This is a genomic window from Parapedobacter indicus (assembly GCF_900113765.1).
Lineage (GTDB): Bacteria > Bacteroidota > Bacteroidia > Sphingobacteriales > Sphingobacteriaceae > Parapedobacter > Parapedobacter indicus.
This window is the reverse complement of record NZ_FOQO01000003.1, coordinates 230,779-250,197: the sequence shown is the minus strand read 5'-3', so window position 1 is coordinate 250,197 and position 19,419 is coordinate 230,779. Positions and strand designations below refer to the sequence as shown.

Annotated in this window: 10 protein-coding genes; all 10 read right to left on the bottom strand. The window is 48.4% G+C overall.

Features of this window, described 5'->3' with window-relative positions; translation table 11 throughout:
* Positions 1–16: 16 nt before the first annotated feature.
* Positions 17–1,105: an FMN-binding protein gene (locus BMZ56_RS07745; protein ID WP_090626002.1), complete on the bottom strand. Its 1,089-nt coding sequence runs from the start codon at positions 1,103–1,105 to the stop codon at positions 17–19.
* Between the two features lies 1 nt (position 1,106).
* Positions 1,107–4,256 carry an FAD-dependent oxidoreductase gene (locus BMZ56_RS07740; protein WP_090626001.1) on the bottom strand — a complete coding sequence of 1,050 codons (3,150 nt, stop codon included), beginning with the start codon at positions 4,254–4,256 and terminating at the stop codon, positions 1,107–1,109.
* A gap of 11 nt (positions 4,257–4,267) precedes the next feature.
* The gene (locus BMZ56_RS07735) at positions 4,268–5,533 is read right to left on the bottom strand and encodes a polysaccharide pyruvyl transferase family protein (RefSeq protein ID WP_218146505.1); all 1,266 of its coding nucleotides are present in this window, start codon (positions 5,531–5,533) and stop codon (positions 4,268–4,270) included.
* Between the two features lie 34 nt (positions 5,534–5,567).
* Positions 5,568–7,250, bottom strand: coding sequence for a RagB/SusD family nutrient uptake outer membrane protein (locus BMZ56_RS07730; RefSeq protein ID WP_090625999.1), 1,683 nt, complete (start codon positions 7,248–7,250; stop codon positions 5,568–5,570).
* A gap of 11 nt (positions 7,251–7,261) precedes the next feature.
* The gene (locus BMZ56_RS07725; protein WP_090625998.1) at positions 7,262–10,594 is read right to left on the bottom strand and encodes a TonB-dependent receptor; all 3,333 of its coding nucleotides are present in this window, start codon (positions 10,592–10,594) and stop codon (positions 7,262–7,264) included.
* Positions 10,595–10,764: 170 nt separating this feature from the next.
* Complete coding sequence (locus BMZ56_RS07720; protein WP_143072872.1) at positions 10,765–12,006, bottom strand: FecR family protein; 1,242 nt, start codon at positions 12,004–12,006, stop codon at positions 10,765–10,767.
* 98 nt (positions 12,007–12,104) lie between these two features.
* Complete coding sequence (locus tag BMZ56_RS07715) at positions 12,105–12,710, bottom strand: RNA polymerase sigma factor (RefSeq protein WP_177195078.1); 606 nt, start codon at positions 12,708–12,710, stop codon at positions 12,105–12,107.
* A 79-nt stretch (positions 12,711–12,789) separates the two neighbouring features.
* Positions 12,790–14,475 carry an FAD-dependent oxidoreductase gene (locus BMZ56_RS07710; RefSeq protein WP_090625995.1) on the bottom strand — a complete coding sequence of 562 codons (1,686 nt, stop codon included), beginning with the start codon at positions 14,473–14,475 and terminating at the stop codon, positions 12,790–12,792.
* A gap of 5 nt (positions 14,476–14,480) precedes the next feature.
* On the bottom strand, positions 14,481–15,914 hold the full coding sequence (locus BMZ56_RS07705; RefSeq protein ID WP_090625994.1) for a RagB/SusD family nutrient uptake outer membrane protein: 1,434 nt from the start codon (positions 15,912–15,914) through the stop codon (positions 14,481–14,483).
* A 21-nt stretch (positions 15,915–15,935) separates the two neighbouring features.
* Complete coding sequence (locus BMZ56_RS07700) at positions 15,936–19,361, bottom strand: SusC/RagA family TonB-linked outer membrane protein (protein ID WP_177195077.1); 3,426 nt, start codon at positions 19,359–19,361, stop codon at positions 15,936–15,938.
* Positions 19,362–19,419 lie beyond the last annotated feature (58 nt).

Below are 19,419 nucleotides of genomic sequence, written 5' to 3'. Positions count from 1 at the left end.
ATGTAACGGTAAAATGTCACTCAAAAAAATCTTTTAGCGCTTTCTGTAGTGCCGTATGGCTGGTCTCGACACCGCGAATCGTCGACTGTTCTTCATCGGTCAATAGCGCTCCGGTTTGTCGGAACAAAGATAGGATCTTAATAAGTACCCACGGTTGCGTATCCGACGTAAACTCGGCAGACAGTACGGTTTGCAATGCCGGATGCAGCGCATCCGTTTGTTCCAGTGCTGTCAGAAGCCGGACTTTTTCGCCAGCTTCCAGTTGAGGGTACGCCGTTGAAAGCGCTTTCTGTAGAGACAGGGTAGACAGATTGAGTCTACTCAATGCCTTGAAAGCAAGATCACGGTAAGTATTGTCTTCCGCGCTCAGACCTTGTAGAATGGATTTCTCAATGACGGAATCTACATCTAGGTGGCCATCAATGACACCTCTGAGTACAAAATTCCGGTTTTCCATATCTTCGGTAGCCAATAGCCGATGAGCAAGGGTCGGTTCATTGGCCATTTTGGATAGCGCAAGTAAAGCAAGCTGCTCGGGTTCGCCCACGTGGATGAGATGCCAGATGGTATGCGTGGTATATACCGCATCTTTTACCGCGGCCTCACTAATTGCTTTGCGTGTGGCTCCTGTAACACCGTCCACTTGGGGCTGGTCGTTCGCTTTATCTGTGGGTTCAACGAGCTCTTCAGCTGTATATTCCCGCAAATCGGACCACTCATTTTGAAGGATACTTTCCAGCCGGTCATAATCCAAGGGCGAAAATTCGCTGTGGTCGGTTTTAGTCAAAGGTTCCCGGTATATTTCGATACCCAGGTATCTGCCGGAGAAATGCCAATAAATACCAATATCGATCGGGCGGCACTCGCCCGTGAGGCACACAGGTGTAAAAATGCGGTAATACCAGTACGGCAGGCCATCAGTACCCATCCGGGAAGCCACGGACATCGGTTGTCCGTGGTCATCCCGGATGGTGTATTCCTTGCCTCCAGTGGCCGGGTTAAGAGCTTGATTACGCAATGCTCGGCTGCTGTAGTACGTAGTGGGCGGTTGGACGAAGGCCGACAAAAAAAATGCTGAAAGTATCCAAAGTCCGTGGCGTCTCATACTAACTGTTCAAGGCTACTACCGAACGGGGATAATCTAACGATTTGATGGCCTGACCCCAAGCCGCTACATCATATCCATGCTGTTTTCCGGTCAGCGTCTTCAGCTCGGAAACGGCAAATGATTTGAATGTATGATGGAGGTCATGCAGGTAATCTGCCAGCAGTTCATACCCTCGTTTTCCACCACTGCGAGCCAAAGCGGCCGCAATATGAAGTTCCAGATCGCCGCCGTATACCCGCCATCGTACTTTTTCGTACTCGCTGGTGCGATAGCCACCGACATGTGGGTCTTGCAACAGTTTTTCCAATCCAACAATAAACTGTGTGTCCGGTAATCGTTCGATGAAATAACTTAGATTCAGTATCCGGTTGTGGAAAGGAACCAGTTTGAGATCGATGCGTCCGTCAAAATATTCACTCTCCCGTTTCATCATGGGTCCTCCGGAGGTTGTATTTTCCAGGATCGTTCGGATGGTGGACTTGGCGCCTTCATAGCCCGATCTCGCCAACAGTGCGATGTGCTGGTTAATGCGCCAGAAAAGACCTTCTAAGACGTTGTGTTCGCGACCTCGGATCAGGTCGTAGTTATCGACAAAATCGGCCGGGTAGCCTTTTTCACGTTCCTGCACATACAGGTTATTGAGATCCCGAAGAATAACATTGCTTCCCGTTTGGTCCCCGAACCACGCCAGGGCCTGCGCGATGAGCAACTGCGTTTGCGCATCGCTTGCGGTTTGGAAAGACTCCTTAAGTAGCGGAACGGCTTGCTGTTTGGGAAGTTTGATGCATGCATACAGATACTCCCGTTTGCCTTGAGACAATGCGTTCACCCGACGTTCTGCTTCACCCGGAGCTTCGATTTTGTTGCCTGTTTGTTTGGAAAGGTATCCCTCGGGATAATAGCCCAGCGCCGCCCATTCCTGTTGAAGCGGTGAAATGTCAAAGTCCTTCGCCCGGGTACCGTTGAACGACAAGGTTGCAGCGATTTGCCCGGTTAGGTATCCCAGTACGATCAGATCGGACGTCATCCGTGTGAACTGATAGGCTTCCTGTGTTTGGCTAAATCCTCTGCCCGACAGCAAGAGCCCATTCAAACCTTTAGGAACGATACTCCGGTAAGGAATCTCTACGACAATATCAATGGAATGGGGAAGGAGAAAACCGCAACGGGTATAATCAGATAATCCCACATAATGCGGATCGAAGTCGCTGCTGGCAAGACAGACGACATCCGGAAAATGCGTGCCTTCGATCGCGTCAATTACATTTAATTCATACTCCCCTTTGGTTCGCCGCGATTCGCGTACGGCCAGCATGGGATAAAAGTCGTAGCAATGCGCTTCGTAATGGGAGATAAACAACCCGCGCTGCACTTCCGCGATCCGGGTGTTATCGATAATGTCATAATCCCGGCTGGTACTGGACGGCACTTTGCCCGCCCCACGGATATCCCACTGACTGTAATTTTGGGTCTTGCCGGTTCGGGCGTCACCATGATCAAAGGCAGCCCCCGCAAACGCTGCCAGATCGCCATCGCCCGTGGCATCTATCGATACGTCTGCATAAATGGCTTCCAACGTGCCCTGCCGACAAACCAGCCCCCCTTTGACGTTGTTTTCACTTGCTATGGCACCACAAAGGATGGTGCTCCCAAAAAATTGACCATCACCTTGCCGTACTTGCTGGAGTAGATAGCTCATACGTCCCAAACGCTTGGTCATATGCGCTTCGACAGCCAGGCGGTTTGCTTCCTCATCCTGTTGCTTGAAATAAGGCTGATTGCGGTAACCGTGGTAATAACCCATTACACCGCACATGGTCTTCGTGCCGCCGAGGTCTTGGAAAAAATCCGCCACGATGGTATTTGCTCCTTTGGAAGTCGCCCCGATCGCAGCCATCGCCCCAGCGGTGCCCCCTCCGGCAACGAACACCTGGCAGTCTTGGCGGGTAGCGATCAGTCCAGTATCGAAGGTACACCGTTTTAGTGGAATCGCAAGGCCGGGTTCATCAACTTCTGCGAGGGTGACATGTTGCGTCGGGATGGTCGCACCGACAATTACCAATTCTGCGAACGCAGATGGAGAATGTGTGCTACCGCCCAATGAGGCGACTAATCCCTCCGCTTTTTCCCGGATTGCCAACAGCTGACTGCAGTCCGAAGGAGCCTGGGTATCGCCAACGATGTGATGTCCTGAAAGTTTGGGCTGTGGCTGTGCGCGATCCTGGAGAACAACCGACGTTTCCCAGGCAAATTGCGTAATTTCGGCTTTGGCAAACATGGGGTCGATCGTCGGAAGTGCTTTGCCGAGCGCCGTGGCCAGCTCCCGGGCGCGATGTTCAACCGTATCTAGGTCAAGACCGTTGGCATCAAAGCTGAATTCGAGGAAGACCTGATGGTTGGCATGCTTACCACGGTGTATGTTGACTTTGTTTCCCGACACGCCAAGCGATGAGGATACGGGAACAGATTTCTGTTGGGGCGAGGTTGTTTTCCAGATTTCCAACGCAAAGGTTGCTGATTTAGGAAGCGGGTTTTGACCCAATAACTTGCGGCTGAAAACTGCATGTTCGGAAGCATCGATAAAATGCTGACACTTAACAGCAAAGAGGCCGTGTTTACAGGCAAGTAATGCCCCTTGCACGTCTCCTTTTTTAGTAAATAGCCCACACACATCGGTCATTAATAGCGTGTCCACTTTATGGGCCAGTACATTGGCCAACAGGCCTTTTTTGAGTGTGCCTGCCATTAATGCGAGCTCATCGCCAAAGATACCCTTCCCAGCCCCCGAACCTTCGGTTGTGTGTACTTCGGAAGATTCTTCATCAGACCATAGCACGCCGCTGATGTCTTCCGGGAGTTTTTCAATTCCGTTTGTTCCCAGCCAAAACCTGCTTTTTGCAGTGAGCTCATAGCCGAGACTGCTCCTTTTCTCCACCAATAACACCCGCTTGCCGGATTTCGCTGCCTGTATCGCCGCGAAATAGCCGCTAAACCCGCCCCCGTTGATGAGGACATCGTAACTGTCGAAAGCGGGTTTTCCAGTAAATTGTCGTTGGATGTTTGACATCGCTTTGGCAATTACCGATGGGGCCAATATTGCGGCTCCGGTTGCCGGTACGCCGAGTTTTAAAAAATTTCTTCTGTTCATTTTCTGAGGGGTTAGCTGTTCATAATACGGTTTCTTACATCCAGCATCGTTTCGCGGTAAATATTGCGGACGTAGTCCATGGCCGTTTCCAGTTTGCGTTGGGCCGCAGGATAATCGTCATATACCTCCATCAGCCGTGAAGCAATTTCCTGGCCGGTGGTTTCTTCAATTTCGAAAACCCAATCTTTCAACCCTACGTCGTACCACATCTGGCCTTTGATCGTGTCTTGGGGTTGCCGCAGGTAAAATGCAGGGGTATTATTATAGCAGGCAATGATCGGAGAGTGGCATTCCATGCTAATGACCGCGGTCGCATTTGCATATAGGGAGGCTGCCTCATCGCAAAACCAATACCGATCCATTTTGATCACATGACTGCGCACATCCGGCGGCAGGGGGTTAATAACCAATTCGTCCATGATGGACAGCTGGTAGCTCATTTCCGGACAAACGACAACCGGCAATCCGGTTTGTCTCACCCACGTAACGATGGCTTCGCGCATTTTGGCGTTATCGGCTTCTTTATGCTGGTCGTTCAGGGTGTCCACCTCACGGATGCGCTCGGGCGACCAGTTGCTGCCCAGCTGATAATAGGGGGTTTTCCGTAAACGCGTTACCACGCAGAGGAATTGTTTTCGCCGGAGTCCATGTCGGTTCATGAAGTTGACCGCATCGACATTATTTCGGAGGTCCATCGCAAAGGTAGCATCGGGCGCGAAGCCAATGCTTCGCGCCTTGATGTTATTTTCTTGTAGATTTTTTTCCGAAAGCGTATCCCGAAGGTACACGAAGGCCGCGTTGTCCAACAGCTCTCTGCGGGCGGGGTTGATATCTTCCAGGGTGATCCCGTAGATGCCATAGGGCTTTTTATAGCGGTCTTTCCACCATTGTAGTTTCGACTGCGCAACCATCGATGGTCCCGAACCGTGAAGCATAAAGTCGGCCGTTTCGGCCGCGCGGATCACTTCCTCACTTTCTACGTTGCCATCCTTAACTGATCCTTTCACAATTTGTAGATCGGGATAGTTATCCATCAGCATTTTGTCGATTGAACGCACCTCGTGACCCGGCCATAGAATCACTTTGGTTTCGGGGAGAAAGGTGTTCAGCAGGGCCAGCAGTCCGGGGGTATGGGCAATGTCACCGATGTTATAATATTGCCATCCGGAAACCAACAGAATGGTTTTGGGCTTGGCCGCAGCCAACAGGCGAAAAGAAGGGATGGCCGATGCACCTGCAAGGAGCATCAATTGTTTTAAGTGTTTTCTGCGATTCATAGTTATGCATTAACTGTTTGCGGATTTACGATGCTTAATTATATCCGGGATTTTGTATCATCTCGGCTCCCGTATTGGCGTCGATCACGCTTTGTGGAATGGGCCACAGTTCGTTATGTGGCTGCACCGTAGGACCAGAAGATGGGTTGTATTTTTTTACCCGTTCGTAAAACATGCCCATCCGGCTTAGCGTGCGCCTACGGGGTTCTTCGGCAATCAGTTCGCGCGCCCGTTCATCCAGAATGAAATCCACGGTGACGTCTTGTGGGGCGATGGGAGTGGCGTGTGCCCGATTTCTCAGTACGTTAATGTCCGCCGCTGCCTCTCCTAAATTCCCTTTCCTGAAATAGGCTTCCGCCCTGAACAGATACGTTTCCGCCAACCTCATTTTGATGATGTCGTTTTCGGACTGGCCTCCAACCACGTTATCTTCAAAGGGTTTTCCGTCGACCTTGCGGATCCAGGGGTAATATTGCATGAGGGTATCCAGTACGACATTTGAAAGTGTTCCATCGTTCTTGAGGAGGACTTTTTCGCCTTTGCTATTGTATCCCGTCTTCATCGGTTTACCGAAATATTCCGGATCATCGGGATTGTTGTAGTAATACACCCGTCGAATGTTGTACGACGAATTACGCATGTCGTTCGGATCAAGGCGCCAGATGTCATACTTGACATAATTCAACGGCGAATTGACGCCGATTCCACGCAGCATGCTATCGGTAGAAAGGTTGAAAGCACCGTTGGGGCTTGCGATCTTCTCCCATTGGGGAAACCACAACCGGGGCGAGTTGTTACCACCGTTGCCAGCACTGGTATGGCCGCCAAGGGTAAAGCTCTCAAATTGCCAGCTCCAAATGACTTCCATGTTGCCCGATTCGCGGCTACGTTGATCGGTTTGGAACAGGTCGGAAAAGACGTCGCCGGGGCGGGATAGATCGCCGAATCGCTCCGTCATAATGCGGTAGTCGCCCACTTCTTTATTGATTACCTTACTGGCAGCGTCGATAGACAGATCGTAATAAGAGGCGTCATTGGTTTCCAGAGCTAACGACAGATACACTTCGGAGAGGGTATGATAGGCTGCAGCCTTGTGAATTCGTCCGTCGGATACATTCCCGGTAATAGGAAGCAATGCCCCCGCCTCTTCTAGGTCCTGCCGGACAAGTTGGAGTACCTCTTCCTTTGACGCCCGCTGAAAATCAAATTTGGGTTCGGATATAACGTCGGTGACAATCGGAACGCCGCCGTATAACGTGGCGAGAATGTTGTACGTATATCCCCTGAAAAACTTGGCTTGCGCTTCAAACCGGTTTCGTGCATCTTCGCTGAGTTCAATTTCCGGATCGTTCAGCTTATCCAATATCAGGTTACACTGGCGAATCATGTCCTGATACGCCCAAGTCCAATATCCGCCTACGGCTGCCTCTTGGGACGTTAGTAAATTGTAATCTTTGAAACCCCGGGAATCGTACCGTCCCCACTCAATGAGGTCGGTCCCGAGGTTCATGTAATCAAAATTAGCGCCTCCAATGGCGTGTTCATCACGCGCGGCTTGGTAAAGGGCCACCGTTGCTGCTTCGAAGCCCGCTTCGTCTACCAGAAAATTCTCCGGACTGAAACGATCGAGCGGGACTTCATCCAAAAAACTGCTGCTGCATCCACTGAACAGTATAACAGCAGCCAAACTCATTATGATCGTGATGTTTGCTTTCATTTTCAATTCTTTTACAGTTGGAAGTTTAAACCGAATGTATACGTTTTCAAGATTGGACCGTTATCTCCGGGGCCTCTTCCGCCACCGCCATATTCCGGATCCCACCCGTTCCACTTGGTCCATGTAACCAAGTTTTTGCCACTGACAAATAACCGAAGGTTCTGAATCCGCAGTTTTTCAAGCAGTGCGCTCGAAAAATTATAGCTTAACGACACATCCTGTAACCGGACAAAACTGCGGGATTGATAAAAGCCATAGTTCAAGGGATTTCCGTAATTAATGGCGGGATAATCGTTGATGGGGTTTTCAGGCATCCAATATGGGACATCGAGCGTATTGGATTCGTAATAGAAGTTCCGACCGATATTAATCGCTTGATTTGCGCTTTCTCCGCCTTGGCGAATGTTAAACATTACCATGAGCGAAAACTGTTTATACGAGAAGGTATTGGTGATGCCGGCTAAAAAAATCGGCTGCGAATTGCTTAATACGCGTCGGTCGGCTGGCGTGATTTTACCATCGTCATTCATATCCCGGAATTTCACGTCGCCGGGCTTGGAGCCGGGTAGCAGCGAAAAGTCGTCGTCGCCCTCTTGATAAATCCCGTCAAAAACATAGTCGAAGTTCGACGCAAGAGGATAGCCGATGAACCAGCCGCTGGCAATGTCGTCGTCTTCCACACCGTCACCGTCCAGATCGTTCCCCGTCAATTTGAGAATCTTGTTTCTGTTCAATGAAAACGCAACACGGGTATCCCAGCTGAAGCTTCCTTTCTGGACGTTGACCGTGTTGAGGGTTACTTCAAAACCTCTGTTTTCAGTCTCCCCGATGTTACGTAGGAATGTAGTGAAACCGGACATGTTAGGAATACGCTGTCTCAGCAGCAGGTTGTACGTGTTGCTGTGGTACAACTCAACGGATCCGTTTACACGGTTTGAGAACAACTCAAAGTCTACCCCGAAGTTCGTACTCGTAGTGGTTTCCCACCCCAAGTTGGGGTTACCCATCGAATTGGTATAAAGACCAACTGACGGAGCCGCGCCGTTCCCGAATACGTAATTGGTTTGTGCGACGGAGCTGAGGGATGAATACCGGCTTACGCCTCGATTTCCATTCCTTCCCCACGATAACCGCACCTTGAGGCTATTGATGTAGGAGTTGTCGGCTAAGAATTCTTCTTCAGAAAGGACCCAACTGACCCCGGCGGAAGGGAATACCCCGTATTTCCGACCTTTTCCGAAGGCTGAAAAACCGTCTCTCCGGATGGTGGCGTCAACAATGTATTTGCCTTTATACCGGTAGCCCGCCCGCCCCATCATCGACACCTGTTGATCTTCGCCGGCGCCGGTGTTGATGGTGAAATTCTCGCCGATTTCCAATGCATTGTAGCCCAGGGCATCGTTGAAGATATTGTCGCTGGCCAGCGAGGCACTGTTATCTGCTGATTTATACGCGCCGTACATCAGCGTCAGGTTAAAGGCATGATCTTCCGCAAACGTCCGGTCGTACCGCAGGATGTTTTCCACCGTAAGGTTCCGAGATTCAGTGTAGGCTTGGCTTCCGCTTCCTAAATTGAAAAATTCCCCGCGGTTAAATGTGGGTTTATAGTTGAACACCTTTTTATTCCGTTGCGTATAACCCGTATTCAGTCGAAAGGTAAGTCCCTCAAGTGGAAGTTCTACATCCAGGTAATTGTTAGAGAACAACGTGTTCGTTTTGTCCAGGTTATCGCTTAAAAGTGCGTTTAAAATGGGGCTCCTGACCTGTCCGACGTTCATTGGCAGTGGCCGAGGAACGCCGTCCTCGTAATAGAGTTCTGCATATGGGCTTAAAAAGGTGGTCATGGCCAAGTCAGCTCTCACGCCTGAGTTGTCTTTCGCCGTATAGCCTGAATTGGTTCCGATACTCAGCCAATCGGTGACTTTCACATTTAAATTGACCCGCGCGCCCAACCGACTGAAATTATCGCCCATTACGGGTGATTTTACGCCCGAGTAGGCTCCCGAAAAGTAATACGTAAACGCTTTACTTTTGCCCGATACGCTCAATTCGTTGCTATGGATCGGTGAATTTTGGCGGATTTCCTCGAACGGATCGATCGTCCGTCCGGCGTCTATATTAGCTTGTTCCAGCGGGTTGAACGGAATGGCACCACCATCGGCGATCTCCGCGTCTTTCCGTACCTGTAGGTACTTTTCTGCATCGAGGTATTTCGGGATGTGGGCAAAATCCGAAAAGCCAACATACGAATTCAGTGAAATCCGAGGCTTATCGGTCGTACCCTTTTTTGTGGTGATCAAAATTACCCCGTTTGCGGCCAATGAACCATAGATGGCGGACGAGCTGGCGTCCTTCAAAATATCAATGGATTCGATGTCGGTGGAGTTGATGTCGGATAAACTGCCGCCCGCATAGATAATCCCGTCCAATACAATCAGCGGGTTGTTGCTGGCAGAAATCGAATTGGCACCGCGGATCCGAATCGTCCCATCCGATCCCGGTCGCCCATTGTCCGTAATGTTCACGCCCGCTACGGTGCCCCGCAGGTTCTGTACCGGGTTGATGTTGGGTTGCTGCCGGTTTTGATCGAGGTTAACACGTGCCACAGCTCCTGTTAAATCCCTTTTTTGCGCGGTACCGTAGCCTACCACAATTACCTCCTCCAGATCGCTAACCGATGGAATCATGACGATGTCAATCGTTTGCCGATTTCCGATCGTTTGTTCCACGGTGTTGTAGCCAAGCATCGAAAAGACCAATGTGCCGTCGCTGGGAGGTGCATCGATGTGGTAGCGTCCATCGGAACCGGTTTTTGTGGCCGTCGTGGTTCCATTGACGGTAACGGTTACACCCTCGATGGGAGCACCGCTCGCATCTTTCACCGAACCGGTCAGGGGCGCTTGTTTTGCCTCTACGGGCGGGAAGATCCGGACGGTTGGCTTCGCCCACTTCGGTTTTACCCGTTTTCCACCACTTACGAGAATCGTTTTATCCTCTATGTTGTATGTAAACGGTTGGTCGGCGAACAGTCTATCTAAGAATTTCGTTATTTCCTGGTTGCTCGCGGAGATGGTCACAGGCTTGGCTCGTTGTAACTCTTTGTAATTATACAGGATCACGTAACCGGTTTGTTGTTCAACCGCCTGAAATACCCGTTCAAGCGATGTTTGTTTGGTATTCATCGTGATAGTCTGTGAATAGGTACGAGCCTGTAATTGAAGGCAGGTGATAAACAATAAGACATAACTCACTTTGATAACCATAAAGATTTGCCGTAAGATGGATTTTTGGGTATACAGCTCAGGAGGTAGGCAAAAGCCTTCCAAGCCTCGCTTTTTATTCATAATTTTGTTATGCTAGGGTTGTACTTTGGTGAACTAATTCGATTTGTTACATAAAAAGGTAAATCATAGCACATCGCAGGGTAAGTGGCTTCAACACTTCCCTGCTTTTTCTATGAAATACCATAAGGGGTTAGGGTGGTGTTTTGATCATCATCATTGAATTTAGTTTATTAATTAGTTGTTAGCGGCTTTTTTGAAGCGGAATATAGGATTAACGTACGATCTGCCTTCATCTCGGATTTGATATGAAAGTCTTTTTCCAGGAAATTAAGGAACGTAGCTAGCTTCACGCCGCGGCTCATTTTACCGCCTAAATAACCTTCGGGTTTTTCACCTTGATAGACAATTCGGATATCATACCAGCGTTCGACCTGTTTCAACGATTCGTCGATGCTTAGTCCGTGAAAATTAAATAGCCCATTTTTCCAGGCCATTGCTGACTCGGGATTGACGTTCTTGACGGTAATTTCAGATTGGCTATCGCTCACCACGCTTTGTTGGTTTGGAGTAAGTATCCGGCTTTCTTGATTTGTATACTTGCCTGCCGGTATATTTACACGTACGGAACCAGTCAATAGCGTTGTTTTGGTGGTTGTTTCATTGTCGTAGGCATTGATGTTGAATGAAGTGCCCAGTACTTCAATACGCTGTTTGGTGGTAGCAACGATGAACGGCTTTTCCGGATCTTTTGTCACTTCGAAATAGGCCTCGCCGTCGAGGGTAACTTCTCGCGTGTTCTCACTGCCAAATTCAGCGGGGTAGGTCAGCGTACTGGCAGCATTGAGCAATACGTGGGTGCCATCTGACAACGTAATTTGATATTGACCTCCATTCGGCGTCGTGAGTTTGAGTGCACTCATTCCCTCGTTTTCGGGGTCGTCCAGAACCGAACTGCCATCAAGGTAGGTAAGGCCATTACCAACCACGATACCGCTTTTTCTCGAATTTAAATCAACGCTTCGCCCATCGGCCAGTGTTAGTACGGCACGATTTCCCCCGGGAAGAATATGTTCAGGTGTGAGCACAGCCGTTGATTCTCCGTGATCGGGCTGATCGGATAGAAGATATAAGCCTCCAAACAGGAAGGCAAGTACGACCGCGGCAGCAGAATTAACCTTCCACCAGATTTGAAGTCGTTTCCTTTTGGACGCATCCGGCGGCTTGATTACTCGCTGAGATGACGCCAATCCTATTTTTGTCTGAAGCTGTGGATAAAGATGGGAAACGCGTTCTTGGATGAAGTCGACATCGGTAATGTCGCGCCCGTTATCCAACGCCCGAAGGATCATCTCTTTAAAGTCCTCATCTTCCAGGCTAGCAAGGGCCGAGAAAAGCCGGTCAAATTCTTCGCGACTCACCTGTTTATTTAAAAAGGCAGTCAACAAATCAAGTATTGCTGTGCGATTCTCCAAAATGATAAGTTTATAATCTGTTTATTGCTCTATACGTACGAACTGGAAAAACACACTATCGGAAAATGAGAAAAAAATGAAACCTGTTGTGGTACAGATTAATAAATGTAAGATGAAAATAGAAGAGAAAGGATAATCACTTGCTCACCACCGGTAGATAGGAGCACATAATTTTTGATTTCCTTAATGGCCTTCACTAATTGGTTGCTGACAGTGGAGACAGAAATCCCCATTAATTGGGCCACTTCCTGATAACTTTTATCTTCCAGTTTACACAGTATAAGAATTTGTTTCCGTTTCGGTGGCAATTGCTCGATGGCCATGGAAATCAGCTGCCGCTGTTCCTTGGCCAGAAACGTTTCCTCGGTATGGAGGTAGAAGCTTAGGGTGCTGGCCCATAACTCCTGTTGCAATACTTTATCACGGCTTATCCTGCGGAATACATCAATGGCTAGATGGTCTGCAATGCGGTAAAGGTATGTTGTGAATGCCTGTTCGGGATCTATTTGTGCGCGTTTTTCCCAAAGCTTCAGAAAGGTGTCCTGCAGGATTTCTTCCACGGTGTCGGTATCCTTTAACAGACGTAACAATCGTTGGTAAAGTACCGGCGCAAAAATGTTGTATATTCTTCCAAAGGCCGTGGCATCTCCATCACGCAACATGCGTAGCAAGTCGGGAGTTATTTGGGACGACGGGTGCGGCATAATTGGAAATTTACCAAAGCTACGTTTTTTTTGGAAATAAAATAGGCCGCACCCGCGGCACCCCCTAAATTGCATCCCGTCATTCCAGGTTTAAGACCTGATGGTCCTGTAACAGTCGGCTTCGTAAGCGCATGTAGTCAACTTTTTGGACGTCCGCATCATCGTTAATGGCCAGGACTGCCGCAGTACCCACGGCTTGTCCCAATGCCATGAATGTCCATTCAATCCGTATTCCGCCATATGCAATATGACTGGACGACGGACACGTGGGAGTGAGCAAATTGGTACATTCGGAAGGTTTGGGGTATAAGGCCCGATAAGAAATGCCGAACGGTTTCCACCAATCACCGCCGAAAACGAATCCTTCATTGTACGCTTTACCACCTCTGACAATCCGGCGGACACTGTGTACATCGGGAGGCCAAAACGCCATGGCGACAGGATCGTCAACAGCAATTGCCCCGGCTTTTTTTATATGATGTTCCGTAATAACGTAATCTGATACCATACGCCTTGCGTCCCTGATGTAAAATTGCCTTGGCCATCCATCGTTATCGGTAAACTCATCGCGGGTTAGCCCCCATTTCGACCATTCGTGCTGTAGATCGGGTGCGAGAATAGCTACCTCCTCGTCGTTTGCTAGGAAGTAAAATAGCCCCTCTGTAAAGTCACGATGGTATTGGAGAACCTCCGAGCGTTTTCCATAGTCGCCGGCTGGGTAGTCGTAATTCATTCCATAAAGATTGTGGGAGAGATCTGCTCCTCCGTTAAAATCCGTTTTGTTGTTCGGAATATTTACGCGAGGCATATATAATTTGCCGCCCGCTTTTAGGTAGCGCAGGTAGATTTCATAGGCATCGCGACGGTAATTCCTGGGTTTTTTAAATGCAAGCTGGTTTGCGGTGTCGTTGGTAAGGCAAACCCGGAAACAATAGGCCTGAAGACGGTGATCGCCCGCGCCGGGTGTGCCCAGGGGTTCATCTTGGATGGTCGGGATGAGTCCGCTTGTCGAATCTCCAGGGATTCGATAAGGGTCTACCGCAACCGCAAATTGATTGTGTGAAGTGTGTCCCCTGATACCATTGAGTTCTTCATCGTACATGGTATTGGATTCTCGTCCGATAATTGTCGAGACGCCTGCCTTGTGTAGCAAATCGCCTTCGATGGAAGCATCGATAAAAATCCGAGCGGTAAAATTCAATCCATGCGTGGTTCGGATCGTATTGATGGTTGTTCCGTGCTTAATTACCGCATTATCCGATTCTTCCAAAGCCGCTTGATAGTATACGTCTACACCGCTGGTTGTTACCCAGTTGGTCAGAATTTTTTCAGCAACAGAGGACTCGAAACGCCAAAGGAGTGGTTTTTTTTCCTTTTTATCCACTGCATTTTTCCAATCGTCCAGTCGGTCGTATTCGATGGCGATGCGTCTATAAAACTCAAGTGCTAGTCCGCCGATTGCCGGACTGTTTTGAAACTCGGGATGGTTATCGATGTCAGATGCACCTAAACCTTCCGCCAATATTCCTCCAATGTGTCCCGAGGGTTCGAGAAGCGCTACTTTTTTACCCATTTCTGCCGCTTGGATGGCAGCCGTGACGCCACCGGGTGTAGCGCCGTATACGACGACGTCATAATGATGAGGCCGGATATCCGTAGCACATCCTGTGGGGACAAAGCTTAGACCGATACAGGAAAGCTTCAATAACAAGCAGGTATACCTGCTTGCTATGAATGTGTGAAAATGCTTAGTTCTGAAAATCATACTTGTTAATTATATCCGGGATTTTGTATTAACTGGTTGTTCACGTCGATTTCCCGTTGTGGAATGGGATAAAGAGTTTTTTCAGTCGGAATATCCAGGGTAGCTTCTGCACGCCCTGTTCTGATGAGGTCAAACCACTGGTTTCCTTCAAATGGTAATTCAAGGAATCGTTCCTGCCATATGGCTTCACGAAAGGTTTCTTTACTAAGTTCCATTAAATCATGGCGTGAAGGTATATCCAAGGGAAGTCCAAAAGCGCGGCGTCTTACACGGTTGATTGCATCATATGCAGCTGGGGTTGGTCCTGATATTTCATTTTGTGCCTCCGCAAATATTAGCAGAACGTCTGCGTAACGCAGAATCTGATAATTGACACCGGAGTTGCCGGCATTATTGAAGGCAGGCTCTGCCTTATCGGTGAAGATGCCATCCGTATATTTAAAACACAATGCCTGAAAGTTGATGACTTTGTTATCTGCGGTAATATACTGCGAAACCGCATTTAGATCCTTGCGTTGATCTCCCTCTTCATAACCATTCAGCAGTTCATCGGTAATTTCCATCAAATCCAATAGAGATCCTCCAGCCACATAACTGTTCAAAAGAGGGGAAAGCGCCCATTGATTGAGATTCAGACCATCGACATCTTTTCTGAACTGGACAGCGAAAATCGATTCTTTGCCATTATCATTCTTCTCGAGAAACGCTTCTCGATAGTGTCCCCACAGGTCATGCTTGCCGGATAGAATCACTTCTTCGGCCATTTTAGCTGCATTGGGATAGTCCATGATGGTTAAGTAGACCTTACTGAGCAGCGCGGTGGCAGCATACAAATCTGCGCGACCTGCTTGCCGAGGAAACGCAGGTAGTTGGTTTTTTGCATCGAGCAGGTCGTCTACGATTTGATGATAAACCTCTGTCAAAGGGGTACGTGCCAAATTCAGGTCAGTAAGAGCAACGGTTTCGTGTAGTGACAGGGGAACATCACCGAATAGTCTCACTAGGTTGAAATAGAAGAGCGCGCGTAAGAATTTTGCTTCACCGACGATTTCGTTCTTTCTGTTTTGATCACCTTCTACGTTCGAAATCCGATCAAGTACAGCATTTGCCCGATTAATTCCCCGATAGGAGGCTTCCCAAAAATTCGTCAATAGATCGTTGGACGAGCTGATGCTATGGATATCAAACGGCTGAAAGTCAGTAGCCGAGGCTGAAGTGACTTTGAAGCTGTTGGAAGATACATCCGCAAAAGCGGTCATGTATGGATTTCGGTACATAGATGGTAACATATCGTAAATGCCATACGTGGCCGCTGTTGCTTCGTCGATGTTGCGGTAAAAACGATTCGGGTCAATGAATGTCTCCGGATTTTCATCCAGCAAACCAGTGCAGGATAAAATTATCGGGAAAAATGCAATTAAAATATATTTTCTTTTCATGTTCTGCTTTTTTGAAAATCGTTAAAAATCAAATCGTAAACCTACCATGTACGTCTTTGCTGAAGGATATGAACCATAATCGAATCCAAGGAGCAAATTGTCTTGTTCGCCAAGACTTACCTCCGGATCGAAACCCGTATAATTCGTAAACGTTAGGAGGTTTTGCCCGGAGATATAGACCTGTGCGCTCTTGATAAATGGGGGTTTGAGCTGAGGTAGGGTATAAGAAAGGGTGACGCTGCGCATGCGCAGGTAGGACGCATCTTCTACCCAATAATCGATTACCGAAAATAAGTTACGGCTGTCAAGTACCGTCGGGGCGGTTGCATTTCTGTTTTCCTCCGGTGTGTTCATGTACGACCATCGTTTGTTGAAGTTTTTACTCGCATTGTACCGTCCGATACCGAAGTGATTTTCCAATTTATTGAAATTCATGACGTCATTTCCATAGGAGAATGCCCAGGCAGTATTCAGTTGGAAACCCTTGTAACCGATTGAAGTAGAAAAGCCTCCGGTCCAATCAGGCAATGCATGGCCGATCACTGTTCTGTCTTCATCATTCACGACGTTGTCACCGTTGATATCCACATATCGGATGTTCCCACCCAGCTGTAACGGATTTTGGTCTGCTGGTGTTTGGTCTGGAGCCAGGGCGGCTTCCTCGTCGGTCAAGAACCAGCCATTTGTTTTCCAGCCAATAAACCGTCCGATCGGTTGTCCGACTTCAAGCAGGGACGCAGGTTGACCCTTTAGCACATTCCAGTCAGTATAAATCAGCCGTTGTTCCTCCCTACCTAAGTTCATTATCCGGTTCCGGTTGGTCGAAAAATTGACTGAAAAATCCCAGGCTATATCTCCTTGGAGAATCACCGTGTTGACGTAAAATTCAAATCCTTTGTTTTGCAAGCTGCCGACGTTTTGCAGGGAGGTAGTGAATCCGCTGGAGGAGGGTATCTGTACATTTAGCAGAAGATCTTTGGTGTTTTTCAGGTAGTAGTCGGCCGTTAACGAAACCCGACCATCCCAAAAACCAGCGTCTATACCAATATCCAATTGAGAAGTAGACTCCCACCGTAGATCGGGGTTGGCAATGCGTACTGGGGAATAGCCGTTTGCATTGGTCTCATCCAGGGTATAAACACCATTTGTCAATTGAGCTAACGACTGATAAACTCCGATTTCCTGATTGCCGGTCATGCCGTAGCTTGCGCGTAGTTTCAATTGAGAAAACAAATTGAGCGATTTTATAAATGCCTCTTCGGAAAGCTTCCATGCAAAGGCAGCCGAGGGAAAAAAACCCCACTTATTGTCTTTTCCGAATCTCGACGATCCGTCGTATCGTGCAGAGACGGTGACAAGGTATCGATCCTTAAGGTTATAGTTGGCTCTTATTAGGTAAGAGAGCAGCCCCCATTCGGATACAGAGGGCCGGTTTAGCAGCACCGTACGGCTACCGGTTCCGATATTATTCTCTTCCAGGAAATCGTTGACGAATCCTTCATCGTAAACCCAAAAGTTTTCGCGTCTGTAAGATTGTGCCGTATATCCGCCCAACAGATCTAATTGATGATCTCCGAATGCGATCTTGTAAGTCAACGTGTTCTCATTTAACCAAGAGAGTGACTGAGCCTGCCCCATCCGGGCCTGGCCACCTACCGGTTCGGCAAACCGGATAGACCTCGGCATGTAGTTTTTTTGCTTGGTGGTCATGTAATCTGCGCCTAGGCTGGTCCGAAATGTTAGATTTTTCATTAGATCAATCTCAGCATACAGGTTGTTTAGTGCCCGAAAGGTATTGCTTTGGTTGGTTGCCTCCATAGCCATTGCGACCGGATTGTAGAATGGAACGTTTCTGTTCTGTGCACCGGGGACTTCGCCAATGTTATAATCCTGGAAGGTATATTCATGGGTTGCAGGATCACGTACAGGATTTATTGGATTAAAATGAAGTGCGACACCGACCACACCCGTGTTACCCCCTTGTACGCTTGCTGCTGCGCCGGTAAATGCCAGATCGGATGTGGTTAAACTTAAGGTGGAACTGTTTCCTATTTTTACGCGTTTACCGACCTTCCTGTCTAAATTAAGCCGTGTCGAATAGCGCTTATAATCTGAATTGAGAATAATACCTTGTTGATCTGTATAACCTCCAGTCAATGCATACTGCATGTTGTCGTCTCCTCCCGAAAATGCAATGTGGTAATTTTGGATCGGAGCTGTACGGAAGAGCTCGTTTTGCCAATTTGTCCCTTCTCCGAGCGATGCAATTTGTTCATCTGTGTAGACGGGTACCCGGTTACTTTGCTTCAGTATATCCCGTTGATACAGAAATATTTCGTTTTCAAACGAAGCATATTCACGGGCATTTAACATGGGGATGGTGTGTCGGACTTTCTGAACACCGAAACTCGATTCGAATGCAACGTTATTGACACCTGCCTTTCCACGTTTTGTGGTAATCATGACAACCCCATTGGCACCTCGTGAGCCATAAATTGCTGTCGCTGATGCGTCTTTCAGTATTTCCATCGAAACGATGTCCGATGGATTTATGGCAGCCAAGGCATTGAGGCTTGGTGCCCGGCCTGCGCCGGTGTTGCTGGCACTATTGTTATTGTAAATCGGAAAGCCGTCAATTACATATAGAGGCTCGTTGCCCGCAGAAATCGAATTGCCGCCACGGATTCTAATCCGGCTACTGGCGCCCGGTTGCCCTGATGTTTGGGTGACTTCAACACCTGCTGCTTTTCCCTGCAATGCCTGATCAGGGGAGAGCACTTGGGTTTGTTTGATGTCGTCAGCTGTCATCGAAGAAATGGCACCAGTGAGATCCCCTTTACGTTGTGTACCGTATCCTACTACTATCACTTCATCAAGGTCGCTAACCGACGCTTTTAACGAGGCATTGATCCGGCCATGATTACCGATAGTCTCTTCATGGGCTTCAAACCCGACGATGCTAAATATCAGGATATTACCATCATTCGGCAACGTAATGCGATAATTCCCTTCTGCATCGGTAGTGGTGGCTGTTGCATATCCCTTCACAGTTACGGTAACCCCTTCAAGCGGCCCCCCGGTTTCATCCACCACCTTTCCGACGACAACGCGTTCCTGTACTGATAAATTTTCGGTGTTTTTTTCTATCGCTCGCTGTCTCCCTGAACGGATAATGATCGTCCTGTCCTTAATTATCCATTCGAGCCCCATGTCTTTGGTCAACAGGTCTAAGGCTTCAGGTAACGCCGCTTCCTTGATATGGGCGGTTACTTTCATCTTAGCCAGCTTTTCACCCTTCAGGAAAAATAAATAACCACTTTGTGCCTGTATACGCTCCATGGCGGTAGGAAGGGTCATGTTTTGGGCCTTTAAGGTGATGGTTTGCGCATACCCTCCAGCCGCGACCTTCAGCACCGTTATCAATGTCAGAAAAACGGCTAATTTCATAATCAGTAATAATCGGTTTGTTAAAAGCCAAAAGTGACCTTTAACACATGAACAAAAA